We start from the raw sequence: 12,670 nt of genomic DNA, 5'->3' as shown, positions 1-12,670 counted from the left end.
GGTTCTTGATCACGAACTGCGCGCCTTCCAAGTCTTCCTTGTAGTCGATCTCGGCACCCACCAGGTACTGATAGCTCATGGCGTCGATCAACAGCGACACGCCATTCTTGGTCATGGTGGTGTCGTCTTCGTTGGTCACTTCGTCGAAGGTGAAACCGTACTGGAAACCGGAGCAACCGCCACCTTGCACAAACACGCGCAACTTCAGGTCCGGGTTGCCTTCCTCAGCAACCAGTTCTGCCACCTTCGCGGCGGCGCTGTCGGTGAAAACCAGCGGCGCCGGCATTTCAGTCTGGATGTTTTCTGCCACTGCACTCATGGGATGACCTCTTGGGATGGTGTGGCCCTCAATCAGGTCCACGGAGAAAGACCGGGCGCACAGCGCTCCGGGGGATGGGAAAGATACTAAATCAATTCGCTCGGGAATGCGCTCAACCGTTGTTTGCCGCCAGTTTCAGTGTGGGTTTGTCCTCCACACCGCCGACCATGGGCTTGAGCTGGCCAGTGATGGTCGCGCCCTGGTGCATCTCCAGGGCCTTGTACGACACGTCGCCCTCGATGCGTGCCTTGGGCTGCAGCTCCAGCAGCTCGAACGCCTGCACCGGGCCCTTGACGTGGCCGTTGATGATCACGTGGTCGGCCAGGATCTGACCGGTGATCACCGCCACCTCGCTGATCACGAGAATGCTGGGTTGTTCGTCGCTGGCGCGGATGTCGCCGACCACCTCGCCGTCCACACGCAATCCATCGTGGAACAAGACATTGCCCTCGATGCGGGTGCCCTGGGCGATCAGGCTCTTGATGGGGGGCTGTTTTTTCTTGCCGAACATGGGCTTCTCCAAACGACGGATCGCTGCTGTCACAGCTGGAATGTTTGTACCGACCGCACCGAGCTCCCTTGAAGGATCTTGGCCGTCACGTTTTTTACCATGGCTTGAGCAGGCACATCGACGATGCCTTCGAGCCTCAGGTAGCCTTTGATCAATACCGGCTGTGGCACTGGCGCCTGCGCCAACGACCACGGCTTGCCGTTGAGCGTGCCGGTGAAAGTGATCGCAAGTGACCCTTTGAAGTCGGGCGCATTCTTGGTGGCCTGCATCATGAGCGCCTGCCACCGCCACTGGGTGTCGGACACACGCTCGGCCTGCAGACTGCGGATGCTCAGTGCATCTCCGCCCGAACCCGGGATCAAACGCTCGAAAAAACCAAGATCGGTGCGCAGCAATTCGTTGTCGGCCTCGAGCTGGCGTATGCGCATGGCCAGCTGTTCTTGCGCACTGCGTTCAGTGGTCAGCAGGCTCTCCGACGTGTTGGCCACCGACTGCGCGTGGAGCAGATCGACGCGCAAGGCTTGCACTTCGGAGCGCAGCCGGGTGAGCTCCTGCTTGGACTCTCGGTCCAGACCGGCAATGTCGCGACCAACATCGAAGGCCCACATGGCCATCGACCCGGAGAAGCCGAGCACGACCGCGCCGAGCAGCCAGCGAAACGGCCACGGCAACGCGCTGCGCACCGCCATGCGCGGCGCGCTGACGGTGAGTTTTCTGCGCAGAAGCCGAAACCGCATGCAAACCTTTCAAATGAAAGCAAACGCAACCCGGTCCCAGAAAGCAAAAACCGCCCCAAGTTCGACTTGAAGGCGGCTTTTGCAGTTGAGGCCAGACAGATTAGCGTTTGCTGAACTGCTTGCGACGGCGCGCGGAGCGCAGACCGACTTTTTTCCGTTCGACTTCGCGAGCATCGCGCGTCACGAAACCGGCTTGCGACAGGCCCGGCTTGAGCGTGGCGTCGTAGTCGATCAGGGCGCGGGTGATGCCGTGGCGCACGGCGCCGGCCTGGCCGGATTCACCGCCACCGTGCACGTTGACCTGGATGTCGAAGGTTTCGGCATGGTTGGTCAGCAGCAGGGGCTGCTTGGCGATCATGATGGAGGTTTCACGGCCGAAGTAGGCCTGAATGTCCTTGCCATTGACCGTGATGTGGCCGCTGCCTTTTTTCAGGAAGACACGGGCGACGCTGGATTTGCGACGGCCGGTTCCATTGTTCCATTCACCAATCATCTCAAGGCTCCTTTAGAGTTCCAGCACTTGCGGCTGTTGGGCGGTGTGCGGGTGCTCTGCACCGCCGTACACCTTGAGCTTCTTGATCATGGCGTAGCCGAGCGGGCCCTTGGGCAGCATGCCCTTGACAGCCTTCTCGAGTGCGCGGCCAGGGTGCTTGGCCTGCATGTCGCGGAAGTTGGTGCCATAGATACCGCCGGGATAACCCGAGTGGCGGTAGTAGACCTTGTCGAGGGCTTTGTTGCCCGTGACGCGGATCTTGGCTGCGTTGATGATGACGATGAAGTCACCGGTATCGACGTGAGGCGTATAAATGGCCTTGTGTTTGCCGCGCAAACGGAGAGCAACTTCGCTGGCTACTCGTCCGAGGACCTTGTCGGTCGCGTCAATCACAAACCACTCGTGCGTCACGTCAGCGGGTTTTGCGCTGAACGTTTTGGTCATGAGTTTTCTCTTGAAGAGGTGGTTTGGCGGCTCTTTTCCACGGTCGGTCGTTCTCTGACGGAACGCTCTTAGGTGGGTTTTGGATACTTCGTCGCGGAGCCAGCAGTTCGCTGCGAAGCCCTCGATTGTACGAAATTGCAGGGGTGACTGGCAAATTTCAACGTTTGCAGACCCGCCCGGCGTGGTCAAACCGCTACCATCGAAGAATGTTCAGCTACCGACACGCCTTCCACGCCGGCAACCACGCCGACGTGCTCAAGCACACCACTCTCATCGCCACGCTGCGCCATCTGATGCAGAAAGAGGCCGGCATCACCCTGGTCGACACCCACGCCGGTGCCGGTTTGTACCGCCTGGACGGCGACTACACCGAGACCGGGGGCGAGGCCAAGGACGGCGTGGTCAAGCTGATGGCGGCGCTCAGGGCCGCCGACCAGCCGCCGGCCAAGGATGTTTCGCCCGCGATCGAGGACTACCTCGACATCATCGCGGGCTTCAACCCCTCCGGCGCGCTGCGCGTCTACCCCGGCTCGCCCTTCGTGATGCAGCAGTTGATGCGGACCGAGTCGCGCGACCGGCTCAAGCTGTTTGAATTGCACCCCACCGACAGCAAAACGCTCGCGGCCAACATCGCCCAGCTCGACGCCGGGCGGCAGATCGCGGTGGCGCGTGAAGACGGTTTTGAAGGTTTGCGCCCGCTGCTGCCGCCGCCGCCTTCGGCCACCGGCTCCAAACGCGCCGTGGTGCTGATCGACCCGAGCTACGAGATCAAAAGCGATTACGGCAAAGTGAGCGCCTGCATACAAGAGGCCATCAAGCGTTTCCCGACTGGCACCTATCTGGTCTGGTACCCGGTGATCCCGCGGCCCGAGGCCCACGATTTGCCACGCCGCCTCAAGACGCTGGCCAACCAGGCGCAGAAGCCCTGGCTGAACGCCGCGCTGGCCATCGGCCAGGACCCGACGCACGGTCCTGAAGACCGGCCCGGGCTGACCGCCAGCGGCATGTTTGTGATCAACCCGCCCCACACGCTCAAAGCCGTGCTGCAGGTGGCCTTGCCTCAGTTGCTGGCACACCTTGGCCGCGGCCGCGGCAAATCACAAACCTTGGAATCGGGCGGCTGAAGCTCGATCACTGCGGGCGGCCCAGCGCCATGGTCCAGTAACGACCATAGGTACTGCCCGCCTGCTGCACACAGCTCACGCCCACCTCCTGGAACTCGGGTCGCATGATGTTTGCGCAGTGCCCAGGGCTGGCCAGCCAACTGCTCATCACCGGCGACACAGCGGGTTGCCCCGCGGCGATGTTCTCGCCCACCCAGGACCACGCGTAGCCTTCGTCGGCAACACGCTGTGCCGGGTTGCGACCGTCCAGGCCGATGTGGGAAAAGTAGTTCCTGGTCGCCATGTCGCGCGAATGGCGCGCAGCGGCGGAAAACAAGCGGTCGTTCCAAGTCAAGGGCGCGGCGGCCGCCATCGCGGCACTGCCACAGGTGCGGGCCACCGAGCGTGCGGCATTGATCTGCCGCAGAAGGTCGATGCGAAACTCCGGCAGACCGCAACTAGTGCTGGCGTCCAGCGCGACGGGCCCGGTTCCGCCACCGGTGGCACCCGACGAGCCTGAAACCGTGGTGGGCGTGGTGCCGATCACGCCATCGGGGCCCGCTGGCGGGTCATCGCCACCTCCGCCACCGCAAGCCAGCAACAACGCACACAGCACGAGCACCACCGGCACACGGGCCGCTGGCGAGGAGGACGCAGGATGGGAAAGCGCAGTGGTGACAGCAGAGTTCATGTGAGCCACTGTAGGTGAGGCGCCGGAATCGCCGGTAAGCGCGTGTATCGGTACAGCGTGGAGATACGTTGAGTGGGCGTCGCAAAATTAGCCGACCGCTCGGTCGGCTAATTGGCTATACTGCGATCCACGCGCCCGGCCAGTGGCGCAGGAGACGCGCATGTACACCCAGTCGTTCAACGTTCCGGATGCCGACGCCAAGCCGGGCAACCCGCTCAAGTCGGTGCCGCACGACGCCGCCCTGCAGGCGCACTTTGACGCCGTGATCGACGCCGACGGCAAGATTGAACCGCGCGACTGGATGCCGGACGCGTACCGCAAGACGCTGGTGCGCCAGATCAGCCAGCACGCGCACAGCGAGATCGTGGGCATGCTGCCCGAGGGCAACTGGATCTCGCGCGCGCCCAGTCTCAAGCGCAAGACCATTCTGGTGGCCAAAGTGCAAGACGAGGGCGGCCATGGCCTGTATCTGTACAGCGCGGCCGAGACCCTGGGCACGAGCCGCGACCAGATGTTCGACGCGTTGCACTCGGGCAAGGCCAAGTACAGCTCCATCTTCAACTACCCCACGCTGACCTGGGCCGACGTCGGCGTGGTCGGCTGGCTGGTGGACGGCGCGGCGATCATGAATCAGATCCCGTTGTGCCGCTGCAGCTTCGGCCCCTACGCCCGCGCGATGATCCGCGTCTGCAAGGAAGAGAGTTTTCACCAGCGCCAGGGCTTCGAGTGCCTGATGACCATGATGCAGGGCACGGCCGAACAGAAGGCCATGGTGCAGGACGCGGTTAACCGCTGGTGGTGGAAGTGCCTGGCCATGTTCGGCCCGCCCGACGCCGACAGCCCCAACAGCGTGCAGGGCATGCGCTGGGGCATCAAGCGCATTTCCAACGACGACCTGCGCCAGAAGTTCGTGGACGCCACCGTGCCGCAGGCCGAGGTGCTGGGTGTGACGCTGCCCGACCCCGATCTCAAATGGAACGAGGTGCGCGGTCACCACGACTACGGCCAGATCGACTGGGATGAGTTCTGGGCCGTGGTCAACGGCGACGGCCCGTGCAACAAGGAGCGCCTGGCCACGCGGGTGAAAGCCTGGAACGACGGCGCCTGGGTGCGCGAGGCGGCCCTGGCCCATGCGGCCAAACAACAAGCACGCACGATGAAGGAGGCCGCATGAACACCACCAACACCGCCCTCAAGGAATGGCCCCTCTGGGAAGTCTTCGTGCGCAGCAAGCAGGGCCTGGAACACAAGCACTGCGGCAGCCTGCACGCCAGCGACGCGCCGCACGCGCTGCAGATGGCGCGCGACGTGTACACACGTCGCCAGGAAGGCGTGAGCATCTGGGTCGTGCCGTCCAACAGCATCACGGCCAGCGAGCCCGACAGCAAGGACAGCTTCTTCGACCCGGCGGCCGACAAGGTGTACCGCCATCCCACGTTCTACGAGATCCCCGACAAAGTGGGGCACATGTGATGGTCTCGGCTCCCACCCATGCACCCGTCGACTACTTGCTGCACCTGGCCGACAACGCCTTGGTGCTCGGCCAGCGCAACGCCGAATGGTGCGGCCACGGGCCCATCCTTGAAGAGGATCTGGCCCTCGCCAACAACAGCCTCGATCTGCTGGGCCAGGCCCGCATGCTGTACCAGCACGCCGCCGCGCGCATCAACGACGATGCCGAACTCACGCAGCGCTTCCAACACCTGCAGGGCGCACGCACCGAGGGTCGCGTGACCGAGGACACGCTGGCCTATTTCCGCGACACCGCCGAGTTCCGCAACCTCACGCTGCTGGAGCTGCCGCACAGTGGGCCGCTGGCCAGCACGGCGTCGGGCGACCGAGACTACGCCACCACCATCACCCGCAACTTCCTCTACAGCGCGCTCATGGTGCTGGTGTGGGACAGGCTGCAGACCTCGGCCGACGCGCACCTGGCCGCCATCGCCGCCAAGTCGCTGAAGGAGGTGCGCTACCACCTGCGCCACGCCAGCGACTGGCTGGTGCGCTTGGGCGACGGCACCGACGAATCGCACGCCCGCGCGCAGGCCGCGCTCAACCACCTGCTGCCCTACTGCCAGGAATTCTGGATCGGCAGCGAGGCCGAAACGCAGGCGGCGAACAGCGGCACGGGCGTCGATGTGGCTGACCTCAAGACCGACTGGGACGCGCTGGTGGACGACACGGTGAACGAGGCCACGCTCGAGCGCCCGGCTGTGCAAGGCTACGTTCCGCAGGGCAAGCTGGGCGTGCATTCGGAACACATGGGCTTTCTGCTTGCGGAGATGCAGAGCCTGGCCCGCACGCATCCGCAAGCCGTCTGGTGAAGCGCACCATGCATGCCGCCACCGAACACGAACAAGCAGGCATCTGGGCCGCGCTCGCCGACCTGAGCGACCCTGAGATTCCGGTGGTCAGTCTGAGCGAACTCGGCATCCTGCGCGAGGTGCGATGGGGCGTCGACGGCACGCCCGAGGTGGTGATCACGCCCACCTACAGCGGCTGCCCGGCCATGGGGCAGATCGAAGACGATGTGCGCGCCGCCTTGGCCAACGCCGGCATCACCGCACGCGTGGTCACGCAACTGGCGCCGGCCTGGACGACCGACTGGATGAGCGGCGTTGCGCGCGAGAAGCTGCGCGCCTACGGCATCGCGCCGCCGCAATGCGGCAGCACCGCAAACGCAGGCACCAACGTGCTGAAGTTTTCGCGCCAGGCCCTGCAGCGCGAGACCGTGCCCTGCCCGCAATGCGGCTCGACCCACACCACCGAAACCTCACCCTTCGGCTCCACCGCGTGCAAGGCCATGTACCGCTGCCTGAATTGCCTCGAACCCTTCGACTACTTCAAGCCGTATTGATGCCATGAGCACTGCACCCCACTTCCACGAGCTGCCCATCGCCCGCATCAGCCCCGAGGCCGCGGGCGCGGTGGCCATCACCCTGGCCATCCCGCCCGGGCAGCGCACGGCGTTCTCGTTCGAACCCGGCCAGTTCCTCACCGTGCGTGCAACCATCGGCGGGCAAGATGTTCGGCGCAGCTATTCCATCAGCAGCCCGCGCAGCCTGCTCACACAACGCGGTGAACTCACACTGGGCATCCGGCCGGTGGACGGCGGCGTGTTTTCCAACTGGGCCGCCCGCGAGCTGAAGGCCGGCGACACCCTCAAGGTGATGCCGCCGGACGGCCGCTTCACCGTGCACAAGCCTCGCGCACTGCACCGCGTGGGCTTCGCAGCGGGTTCGGGCATCACGCCCATCCTCTCGCTCATGGCCAGCACACTCGAAGAATCGCCACAGGCCAAGTTCACCCTGGTCTACGGCAACCGCCGCATGGACAGCGTGATGTTCAACGAAGCCCTGCAGGACCTGAAGGACCGCTACGCCGGCCGACTGACGTTGATTCACATCCTCTCGCGCCAGGCGCAGGAGGTGCCGCTGCTCGAAGGCCGCATCGACGGCGACAAGGTGCGTGCGCTCATCGCCACGCTGCTGCCGGTGGCCAGCATGGACGAGGTGTTCATCTGCGGGCCCGAAGCCATGATTGAAGCGACCGAGCAAGCCTTGCTCGGTGCAGGCGTGCGGCCCGACCGCGTGCACACCGAACGCTTCACCTCGCCCACGCTCGACGCCCTGCCGGCCGAAGCGCGCAGGGCGGTGGTGCTCGGCCATGCCGATGCGGCCGGGCGAACCGAGGGCGACGTGGCGCTCACCGTGCTGCTCGACGGCAAGCCACACGAACTGCGCATGAACCGCGACGAGCGTGTGCTCGACGTGGCACTCAATGCCGGACTCGACCTGCCCTGGTCGTGCCGCGGCGGCGTGTGCTGCACCTGCCGCGCCAAGGTGGTGGAGGGCTCGGTGGCGATGGAGAAGAACTACACGCTGGAGCCCTGGGAAACCGACAAGGGTTTCGTGTTGAGCTGCCAGGCGCGCCCCACGAGCGAACGCCTGGTGATCAGTTACGACGAGCGCTGAGGCGCTGCCTCAGAAGCGCCAGCCCAGACCCACACCGACCAACATCGGGTCCACCTTGAAGGTGCCGATGTTGCTGCCGCCAGCGATGACGTCCGTCTTGATGTAGACCTTCTTCACATCGACGTTGAGGTACAAGTTCTTGGCCAGCGGAATGTCGACGCCCGCCTGGAACGCCAGCCCCACGCTGTTGCGCTTGAGGTCCGCCGCACCGCCGAGCAGATCCACCGAGCTGAAACGCGTGTAGTTCAGACCAGCACCCACGTAGGGTTTGACGCCGCTGCTGTGGTTGAAGTGGTACTGCAGCGTGAGCGTGGGCGGCAGGTGTTTGAGCGTACCGATCTGGGTGGCGCCGGCGTACACGCGCTGCTTCTGCGGCACGGTCAACACCAGCTCGGCGGCCAGGTTGGGGCTGAAGAAATACGTGAAATCAACTTCAGGCAGCGTTTTGTCATTGATCGACAGGTTCAGGCCGGTGCTGTCCTTGTTGGCGCTGTCCAGACGGACAGCGCGAGCACGCACCAGCAGCGAGCCCGCGGTGAAGTCTTGCGCAATGGCCGCGCCCGATGCCAGCAGCACGAGGGAAGCGAGAGCGACAGTGGTCTTTTTCATGGTTTTCAGTGATCGAGCCGGGAACATTCCCGACATCGATTACAGAAGACCCCGGGCTGTGGCATGTTGCGCTGCATCAATGCGCACCGGCACACCCACGGCGGCAACACCCGCGTTTGACGCAGATCAATTCGCCGGTCGCGCCCTCAGGCGGTGGGCTGGCCGGCAGCGCCGCTCAGGATGGCTTGACGTTGCCGACGCGGACCACCTCGGCCCAGCGCGGAATCTCTCGCGCGATCAGCGCGGCAAAATCCTGCGGCTTCGACGGCATGGGCGTGGCACCCTCGCGCGTGAGCGGCTCCAGCACCTCGGGGTGGACCAGCGCCGCGTTGATCTCGGCATTGAGCCGCGCCACCAGTTCGGGCGCCATGCCGGCCGGGCCGACCACGCCGTACCACTGATCGGCCTCGAAGCCTGGGTAACCGCTCTCGGCGACCGTGGGTACGTTGGGCAGGGCGGGCAGGCGCTGCGGGCTGGACACCGCCAGCGCACGCAGGCGACCGCCCTGCACGTGGGGCAGCACGGCCGGGGCGCCGGTGAAGGTGCAGTCGACGCGTCCACCGATCACGTCGGTGATCGAGGGCGCCGTGCCGCGGTAGGGGATGTGCAGCATGAACATGCCCGCGCGCTGCTTGAGGTATTCGAAGGCGATGTGGGCAGCGCTGCCGTTGCCGCCCGACGCGTGCGTGAGCTGGCCGGGCTGCGCCTTGGCGCGCTCGATCAATTGTTTCAACGTGGTGATGGGCAGCGACGCGTTGATCACCAGCACATTGGGCACGCGGGCCACCCAGGCGATCGGTGCAAAGCTCTTTTGCGGGTCGTAGGCCAGGCCGGGATAGATCGCGGGGTTGACGGCCAGCGTGCCGGTGTGGCCCATCAGCAGGGTGGCGCCGTTGGGCGCGGAGCGCGCGACATCGGTCGCACCGAGCGAACCTCCGGCTCCCGGCTTGTTGTCGATCACCACGTTCACGCCGAGCGCCGCGGCCAGCCGGGGCTGCAAGGCACGGGCCAGGATGTCGGGCGAACCACCGGGCGGAAACGGCACCACCAGCCGGATGGTGCGGGGCAGGGTCTGGGCCCGCAGAGCGGGCGCCGCCACGCTGGCGGCCGCTGCCATCAGCACGGTGCGGCGGGTCAATGAGGAAGGGGAATGCATGCGGTTTCCTGATGTGGGGGCGCGCAGCATGCTGGCCGCTGCCTCGCCCGGATGTGGCCTTCCAGTATCACCACCGTGGTGACCATCCGGGCTGCAATTGCCCACGCCAGCCTGCCGAATTGCTTATACCGGCCTGGCGCTCGTCAGTTGAAGTTCATCCACCACCGCGCGCAGTTCGTCCATGAACACCCGACCGGCCGGCGACGGCAGGCCACCGCGCCGCGTGGTGATGCCGATGGCGCGCTCGGTGCCCGCCAGCGGCAGGGGCAGCACGGCGAGCACGCCGCTGGCCACGTCGCTCAGGACCTGCAGCGGAGACAGCAGAGCCACCCGGTCGGACTGCAGCAGCAGGGCGCGCACCGCCGACGGGCTGTTGGCGTGCAGCCGCGCTGCCGGTGGCTCGTGCCCGGCGGCGCGAAACGCCGCCTCGAACGCCGCGCGCGCGGGGGAGCCACGCAGGGGCGAGATCCAGTCGGCGCCCGACAAGCCCCGGCGCAGCACCGCCTTCGAGCGCCCCAACCACGGATGCCCGGCGCGCACGACCGGCACCAGGTGGTCGACAAACAGCGTCTGCTCCTCGATGTCGGCCGCTGCCAGCGCGCCACGCAGCGGGCCCACAACGAGGTCGATCTCTCCATGGCGCAACAGGTGCAGCAGCGTTTCGTAGGTACCGTCCGCCACCGTGGCCTGCACGCCGGGCAGGCGCTCCAGCAACCGACCCAGCGCACGTGGAACCAACTCGGTGCCCGCCATGGGCAGGGCACCCACCGCCAGTTGCCCCACGGCCAGGCCGCGCCAGCCGGCCAGTTCTTCTTCGGCCACGCGCAATTCGCTCAAGGCGAGTTCGGCCGCGGCAGCCCAGCGTTCACCGGCCTCGGTGAGGCGCACGCCACGGTCGGTGCGGCGCACCAGCGGCGTGCCCGCGAGGTGGGCCAGCGCGCGCAGGCGCAAGTGCACCGCCGGCTGCGACACGCCGAGTGTGGCCGCCGCCACCGTCTCAACGCCGCTGCGCGCGGTGGACACCAGCGCGTGCAGCATGCCGTCGGTGATCTGCGAGACGCGCAGCGCACGGCGTGGGGTGGCCGCTCTGGCCCGACCGGTGGCATCGGCCTTGAGCAGTTGTTCGTGGGCGCGCTGGGCACGCAGCGCGAGCTGGCGCGCCGCCGGCAGCGCGGTCATGCCGCGCGCGCCGCGTTCGAACAGGTCGATGCCGATGGCAGCCTCGGTCTGGCGCACCGCGCGCGAAACCGCCGAGGGCGACAGGCAGAGTTCGGCGGCCGCTCGGGCCACGCTGCCGTGCGCGACCACGGCCGTCAACACATGCAACCAGCGCAGCACCACGGGCCCGCCCGGGGCACCAGCCGGTAGCTCGGCGTTCATTCGGCCAGCAGCACCACCGGCGCCGTGCCAGTGCCCAGCAGGCCAACCTGCGCAGCGGCGGCGCGGCTCAGATCGATGATGCGGCCCCTGACATGAGGGCCACGGTCGTTGATGCGCACCAACACGTCCTGGCCCGTGGCGAGGTTGCGCACCCGCACGCGCGTGCCGAAGGGCAAGGTCTTGTGGGCGGCGGTGAGCTCGTTCATGTTGAAGATTTCGCCACTGGCGGTGCGTCGCCCATGAAAGGGCTCGCCGTACCACGAGGCCCGGCCGCGCTCGATCTCGCGCGCGTCCGGCACGGCCGCGGGTTCCTCCGCATCGGACAGGGGTGGCACCGAAGGCACCCGCGTCGCACAGCCGCCGAGCCACAACACGGTGGCCAGTGCGAGCGTGAACGCGGACTTGAAGCTCATGACAACTGCAGCCGCTTCGCGATTTCCAGCGTGGCCACGCTCTGGTTCATGGTGTAGAAGTGCAGCGCCGGCACGCCCCCGTTGCGCAGTTGGTCGCACAGGTCGGTCACCACGTCCAGGCCAAAGGCCTTGATCGACGCCGTGTCGTCGCCGAAAGCCTGCAGCCGCAGGCGGATCCAGCGCGGGATCTCGGCGCCACTCGCATCCGAGAAACGCATGAGCTGGGTGGAGCTGGTGATGGGCATGATGCCGGGCACCACCGGCACGTCGGCACCGAGCTTGACGGCGTCGTCCACGAAGCGGAAGTAGGCGTCGCTGTTGTAAAAATACTGGGTGATGGCCGAGTGCGCACCCGCGCGCACCTTGGTCGCGTAGGCCTGCAGATCGGACTCGGGTGACTTCGCCTGTGGGTGCACCTCGGGGTAGGCCGCCACCTCGATGTGGAAGTCGTCGCCGGTCTCGCCGCGGATGAAAGACACCAGGTCGCTGGCGTAGTGGAACTCGCCGCCCGCGCCATAGCCACTGGGCAGGTCACCGCGCAGCGCCACCAGGCGCTTCACGCCCATGGTCTTGAGCGTGGCGAGCTGCTCGCGCACCGAGGCCTTGGTGGCGCCGATGCACGAGAAGTGCGAGGCCGCCGGCACGGACTCGGCAAGGATGTCACGCACCGTGTTGAAGGTGCCCTCTTGCGTGGAACCGCCGGCGCCGTAGGTGACCGAGCAGAACTCGGGCTTCAATCCATAGAGCTGCTGGCGCACCGCGCGCAGCTTGTCCACGCCCTCGGGCGTCTTGGGCGGAAAAAATTCAAGACTCACGGGCAGGCCCATGGGGTTCTCCAGA

At 66.1% G+C, this 12,670-nt stretch carries 17 protein-coding genes; 6 read left to right on the top strand and 11 right to left on the bottom strand.

Annotation, left to right across the window (positions count from 1 at the left end; translation table 11 throughout):
* The 5 genes from erpA to rplM form a co-directional block, all read right to left on the bottom strand.
* A partial coding sequence (gene erpA, locus IV113_RS11820) for an iron-sulfur cluster insertion protein ErpA (RefSeq protein WP_291084942.1) occupies positions 1 to 319 on the bottom strand: 319 nt, incomplete at its 3' end.
* Between the two features lie 112 nt (positions 320 to 431).
* Positions 432 to 830: a polymer-forming cytoskeletal protein gene (locus IV113_RS11815; protein ID WP_291084939.1), complete on the bottom strand. Its 399-nt coding sequence runs from the start codon at positions 828 to 830 to the stop codon at positions 432 to 434.
* 29 nt (positions 831 to 859) lie between these two features.
* Entirely contained in the window at positions 860 to 1,567 is a 708-nt protein-coding gene (locus tag IV113_RS11810; RefSeq protein ID WP_291084936.1) for a DUF6776 family protein, read from the bottom strand.
* Between the two features lie 100 nt (positions 1,568 to 1,667).
* On the bottom strand, positions 1,668 to 2,060 hold the full coding sequence (rpsI, locus tag IV113_RS11805; RefSeq protein WP_056267767.1) for a 30S ribosomal protein S9: 393 nt from the start codon (positions 2,058 to 2,060) through the stop codon (positions 1,668 to 1,670).
* Positions 2,061 to 2,072: 12 nt separating this feature from the next.
* On the bottom strand, positions 2,073 to 2,504 hold the full coding sequence (rplM, locus tag IV113_RS11800; RefSeq protein ID WP_056267763.1) for a 50S ribosomal protein L13: 432 nt from the start codon (positions 2,502 to 2,504) through the stop codon (positions 2,073 to 2,075).
* Between the two features lie 206 nt (positions 2,505 to 2,710).
* Here rplM and rlmJ point away from each other — a divergent pair, with 206 nt between their 5' ends.
* The gene (gene rlmJ, locus IV113_RS11795; protein WP_291084929.1) at positions 2,711 to 3,628 is read left to right on the top strand and encodes a 23S rRNA (adenine(2030)-N(6))-methyltransferase RlmJ; all 918 of its coding nucleotides are present in this window, start codon (positions 2,711 to 2,713) and stop codon (positions 3,626 to 3,628) included.
* A 7-nt stretch (positions 3,629 to 3,635) separates the two neighbouring features.
* Here rlmJ and IV113_RS11790 read toward each other — a convergent pair whose 3' ends face one another.
* Positions 3,636 to 4,298, bottom strand: a complete 663-nt coding sequence (locus IV113_RS11790; protein ID WP_291084927.1) for a CAP domain-containing protein — start codon at positions 4,296 to 4,298, stop codon at positions 3,636 to 3,638.
* A 160-nt stretch (positions 4,299 to 4,458) separates the two neighbouring features.
* On the opposite strand from IV113_RS11790, the gene paaA reads away from it, so the two are divergent.
* Genes paaA through IV113_RS11765 form a run of 5 tightly spaced genes read left to right on the top strand, consistent with a single transcriptional unit; the run spans position 4,459 to position 8,272 of the window.
* Positions 4,459 to 5,472 carry a 1,2-phenylacetyl-CoA epoxidase subunit PaaA gene (paaA, locus tag IV113_RS11785; RefSeq protein WP_291084924.1) on the top strand — a complete coding sequence of 338 codons (1,014 nt, stop codon included), beginning with the start codon at positions 4,459 to 4,461 and terminating at the stop codon, positions 5,470 to 5,472.
* On the top strand, positions 5,469 to 5,771 hold the full coding sequence (gene paaB, locus IV113_RS11780; protein WP_291084921.1) for a 1,2-phenylacetyl-CoA epoxidase subunit PaaB: 303 nt from the start codon (positions 5,469 to 5,471) through the stop codon (positions 5,769 to 5,771). Before paaA ends, paaB begins: the two co-directional genes overlap by 4 nt.
* Positions 5,771 to 6,622, top strand: coding sequence for a 1,2-phenylacetyl-CoA epoxidase subunit PaaC (gene paaC, locus IV113_RS11775; protein ID WP_291084918.1), 852 nt, complete (start codon positions 5,771 to 5,773; stop codon positions 6,620 to 6,622). The genes paaB and paaC overlap by 1 nt, the downstream gene beginning before the upstream one ends.
* Positions 6,623 to 6,630: 8 nt before the next feature.
* Positions 6,631 to 7,155, top strand: coding sequence for a 1,2-phenylacetyl-CoA epoxidase subunit PaaD (paaD, locus tag IV113_RS11770; RefSeq protein ID WP_291084915.1), 525 nt, complete (start codon positions 6,631 to 6,633; stop codon positions 7,153 to 7,155).
* 4 nt (positions 7,156 to 7,159) lie between these two features.
* Positions 7,160 to 8,272 carry a 2Fe-2S iron-sulfur cluster-binding protein gene (locus IV113_RS11765; RefSeq protein ID WP_291084912.1) on the top strand — a complete coding sequence of 371 codons (1,113 nt, stop codon included), beginning with the start codon at positions 7,160 to 7,162 and terminating at the stop codon, positions 8,270 to 8,272.
* A 9-nt stretch (positions 8,273 to 8,281) separates the two neighbouring features.
* Here IV113_RS11765 and IV113_RS11760 read toward each other — a convergent pair whose 3' ends face one another.
* From IV113_RS11760 to metF, 5 genes are all read right to left on the bottom strand, one after another.
* Positions 8,282 to 8,881: an OmpW family outer membrane protein gene (locus IV113_RS11760; RefSeq protein WP_291084909.1), complete on the bottom strand. Its 600-nt coding sequence runs from the start codon at positions 8,879 to 8,881 to the stop codon at positions 8,282 to 8,284.
* A gap of 175 nt (positions 8,882 to 9,056) precedes the next feature.
* Complete coding sequence (locus IV113_RS11755) at positions 9,057 to 10,037, bottom strand: tripartite tricarboxylate transporter substrate binding protein (protein ID WP_291084906.1); 981 nt, start codon at positions 10,035 to 10,037, stop codon at positions 9,057 to 9,059.
* Between the two features lie 123 nt (positions 10,038 to 10,160).
* The gene (locus tag IV113_RS11750) at positions 10,161 to 11,417 is read right to left on the bottom strand and encodes a LysR family transcriptional regulator (RefSeq protein ID WP_291084903.1); all 1,257 of its coding nucleotides are present in this window, start codon (positions 11,415 to 11,417) and stop codon (positions 10,161 to 10,163) included.
* Positions 11,414 to 11,830, bottom strand: a complete 417-nt coding sequence (locus IV113_RS11745) for a septal ring lytic transglycosylase RlpA family protein (protein WP_363318611.1) — start codon at positions 11,828 to 11,830, stop codon at positions 11,414 to 11,416. Before IV113_RS11745 ends, IV113_RS11750 begins: the two co-directional genes overlap by 4 nt.
* On the bottom strand, positions 11,827 to 12,657 hold the full coding sequence (metF, locus tag IV113_RS11740; protein WP_291084900.1) for a methylenetetrahydrofolate reductase [NAD(P)H]: 831 nt from the start codon (positions 12,655 to 12,657) through the stop codon (positions 11,827 to 11,829). The genes IV113_RS11745 and metF overlap by 4 nt, the downstream gene beginning before the upstream one ends.
* Between the last annotated feature and the right edge of the window lie 13 nt (positions 12,658 to 12,670).

This window comes from Hydrogenophaga sp., assembly GCF_018780385.1.
GTDB lineage: Bacteria > Pseudomonadota > Gammaproteobacteria > Burkholderiales > Burkholderiaceae_C > Hydrogenophaga.
This window is presented reverse-complemented; position numbering and strand designations above follow the sequence as displayed.

Coding starts and splice junctions, on each gene's coding strand:
- IV113_RS11755 (WP_291084906.1), bottom strand. CDS start 10,037: ATGCATTCCCCTTCCTCATTGACCCGCCGCACCGTGCTGATGGCAGCG.
- IV113_RS11750 (WP_291084903.1), bottom strand. CDS start 11,417: ATGAACGCCGAGCTACCGGCTGGTGCCCCGGGCGGGCCCGTGGTGCTG.
- metF (WP_291084900.1), bottom strand. CDS start 12,657: ATGGGCCTGCCCGTGAGTCTTGAATTTTTTCCGCCCAAGACGCCCGAG.
- rlmJ (WP_291084929.1), top strand. CDS start 2,711: ATGTTCAGCTACCGACACGCCTTCCACGCCGGCAACCACGCCGACGTG.
- paaB (WP_291084921.1), top strand. CDS start 5,469: ATGAACACCACCAACACCGCCCTCAAGGAATGGCCCCTCTGGGAAGTC.
- IV113_RS11765 (WP_291084912.1), top strand. CDS start 7,160: ATGAGCACTGCACCCCACTTCCACGAGCTGCCCATCGCCCGCATCAGC.
- IV113_RS11790 (WP_291084927.1), bottom strand. CDS start 4,298: ATGAACTCTGCTGTCACCACTGCGCTTTCCCATCCTGCGTCCTCCTCG.
- IV113_RS11810 (WP_291084936.1), bottom strand. CDS start 1,567: ATGCGGTTTCGGCTTCTGCGCAGAAAACTCACCGTCAGCGCGCCGCGC.
- rpsI (WP_056267767.1), bottom strand. CDS start 2,060: ATGATTGGTGAATGGAACAATGGAACCGGCCGTCGCAAATCCAGCGTC.
- IV113_RS11760 (WP_291084909.1), bottom strand. CDS start 8,881: ATGAAAAAGACCACTGTCGCTCTCGCTTCCCTCGTGCTGCTGGCATCG.
- paaA (WP_291084924.1), top strand. CDS start 4,459: ATGTACACCCAGTCGTTCAACGTTCCGGATGCCGACGCCAAGCCGGGC.
- IV113_RS11815 (WP_291084939.1), bottom strand. CDS start 830: ATGTTCGGCAAGAAAAAACAGCCCCCCATCAAGAGCCTGATCGCCCAG.
- paaC (WP_291084918.1), top strand. CDS start 5,771: ATGGTCTCGGCTCCCACCCATGCACCCGTCGACTACTTGCTGCACCTG.
- rplM (WP_056267763.1), bottom strand. CDS start 2,504: ATGACCAAAACGTTCAGCGCAAAACCCGCTGACGTGACGCACGAGTGG.
- paaD (WP_291084915.1), top strand. CDS start 6,631: ATGCATGCCGCCACCGAACACGAACAAGCAGGCATCTGGGCCGCGCTC.
- IV113_RS11745 (WP_363318611.1), bottom strand. CDS start 11,830: ATGAGCTTCAAGTCCGCGTTCACGCTCGCACTGGCCACCGTGTTGTGG.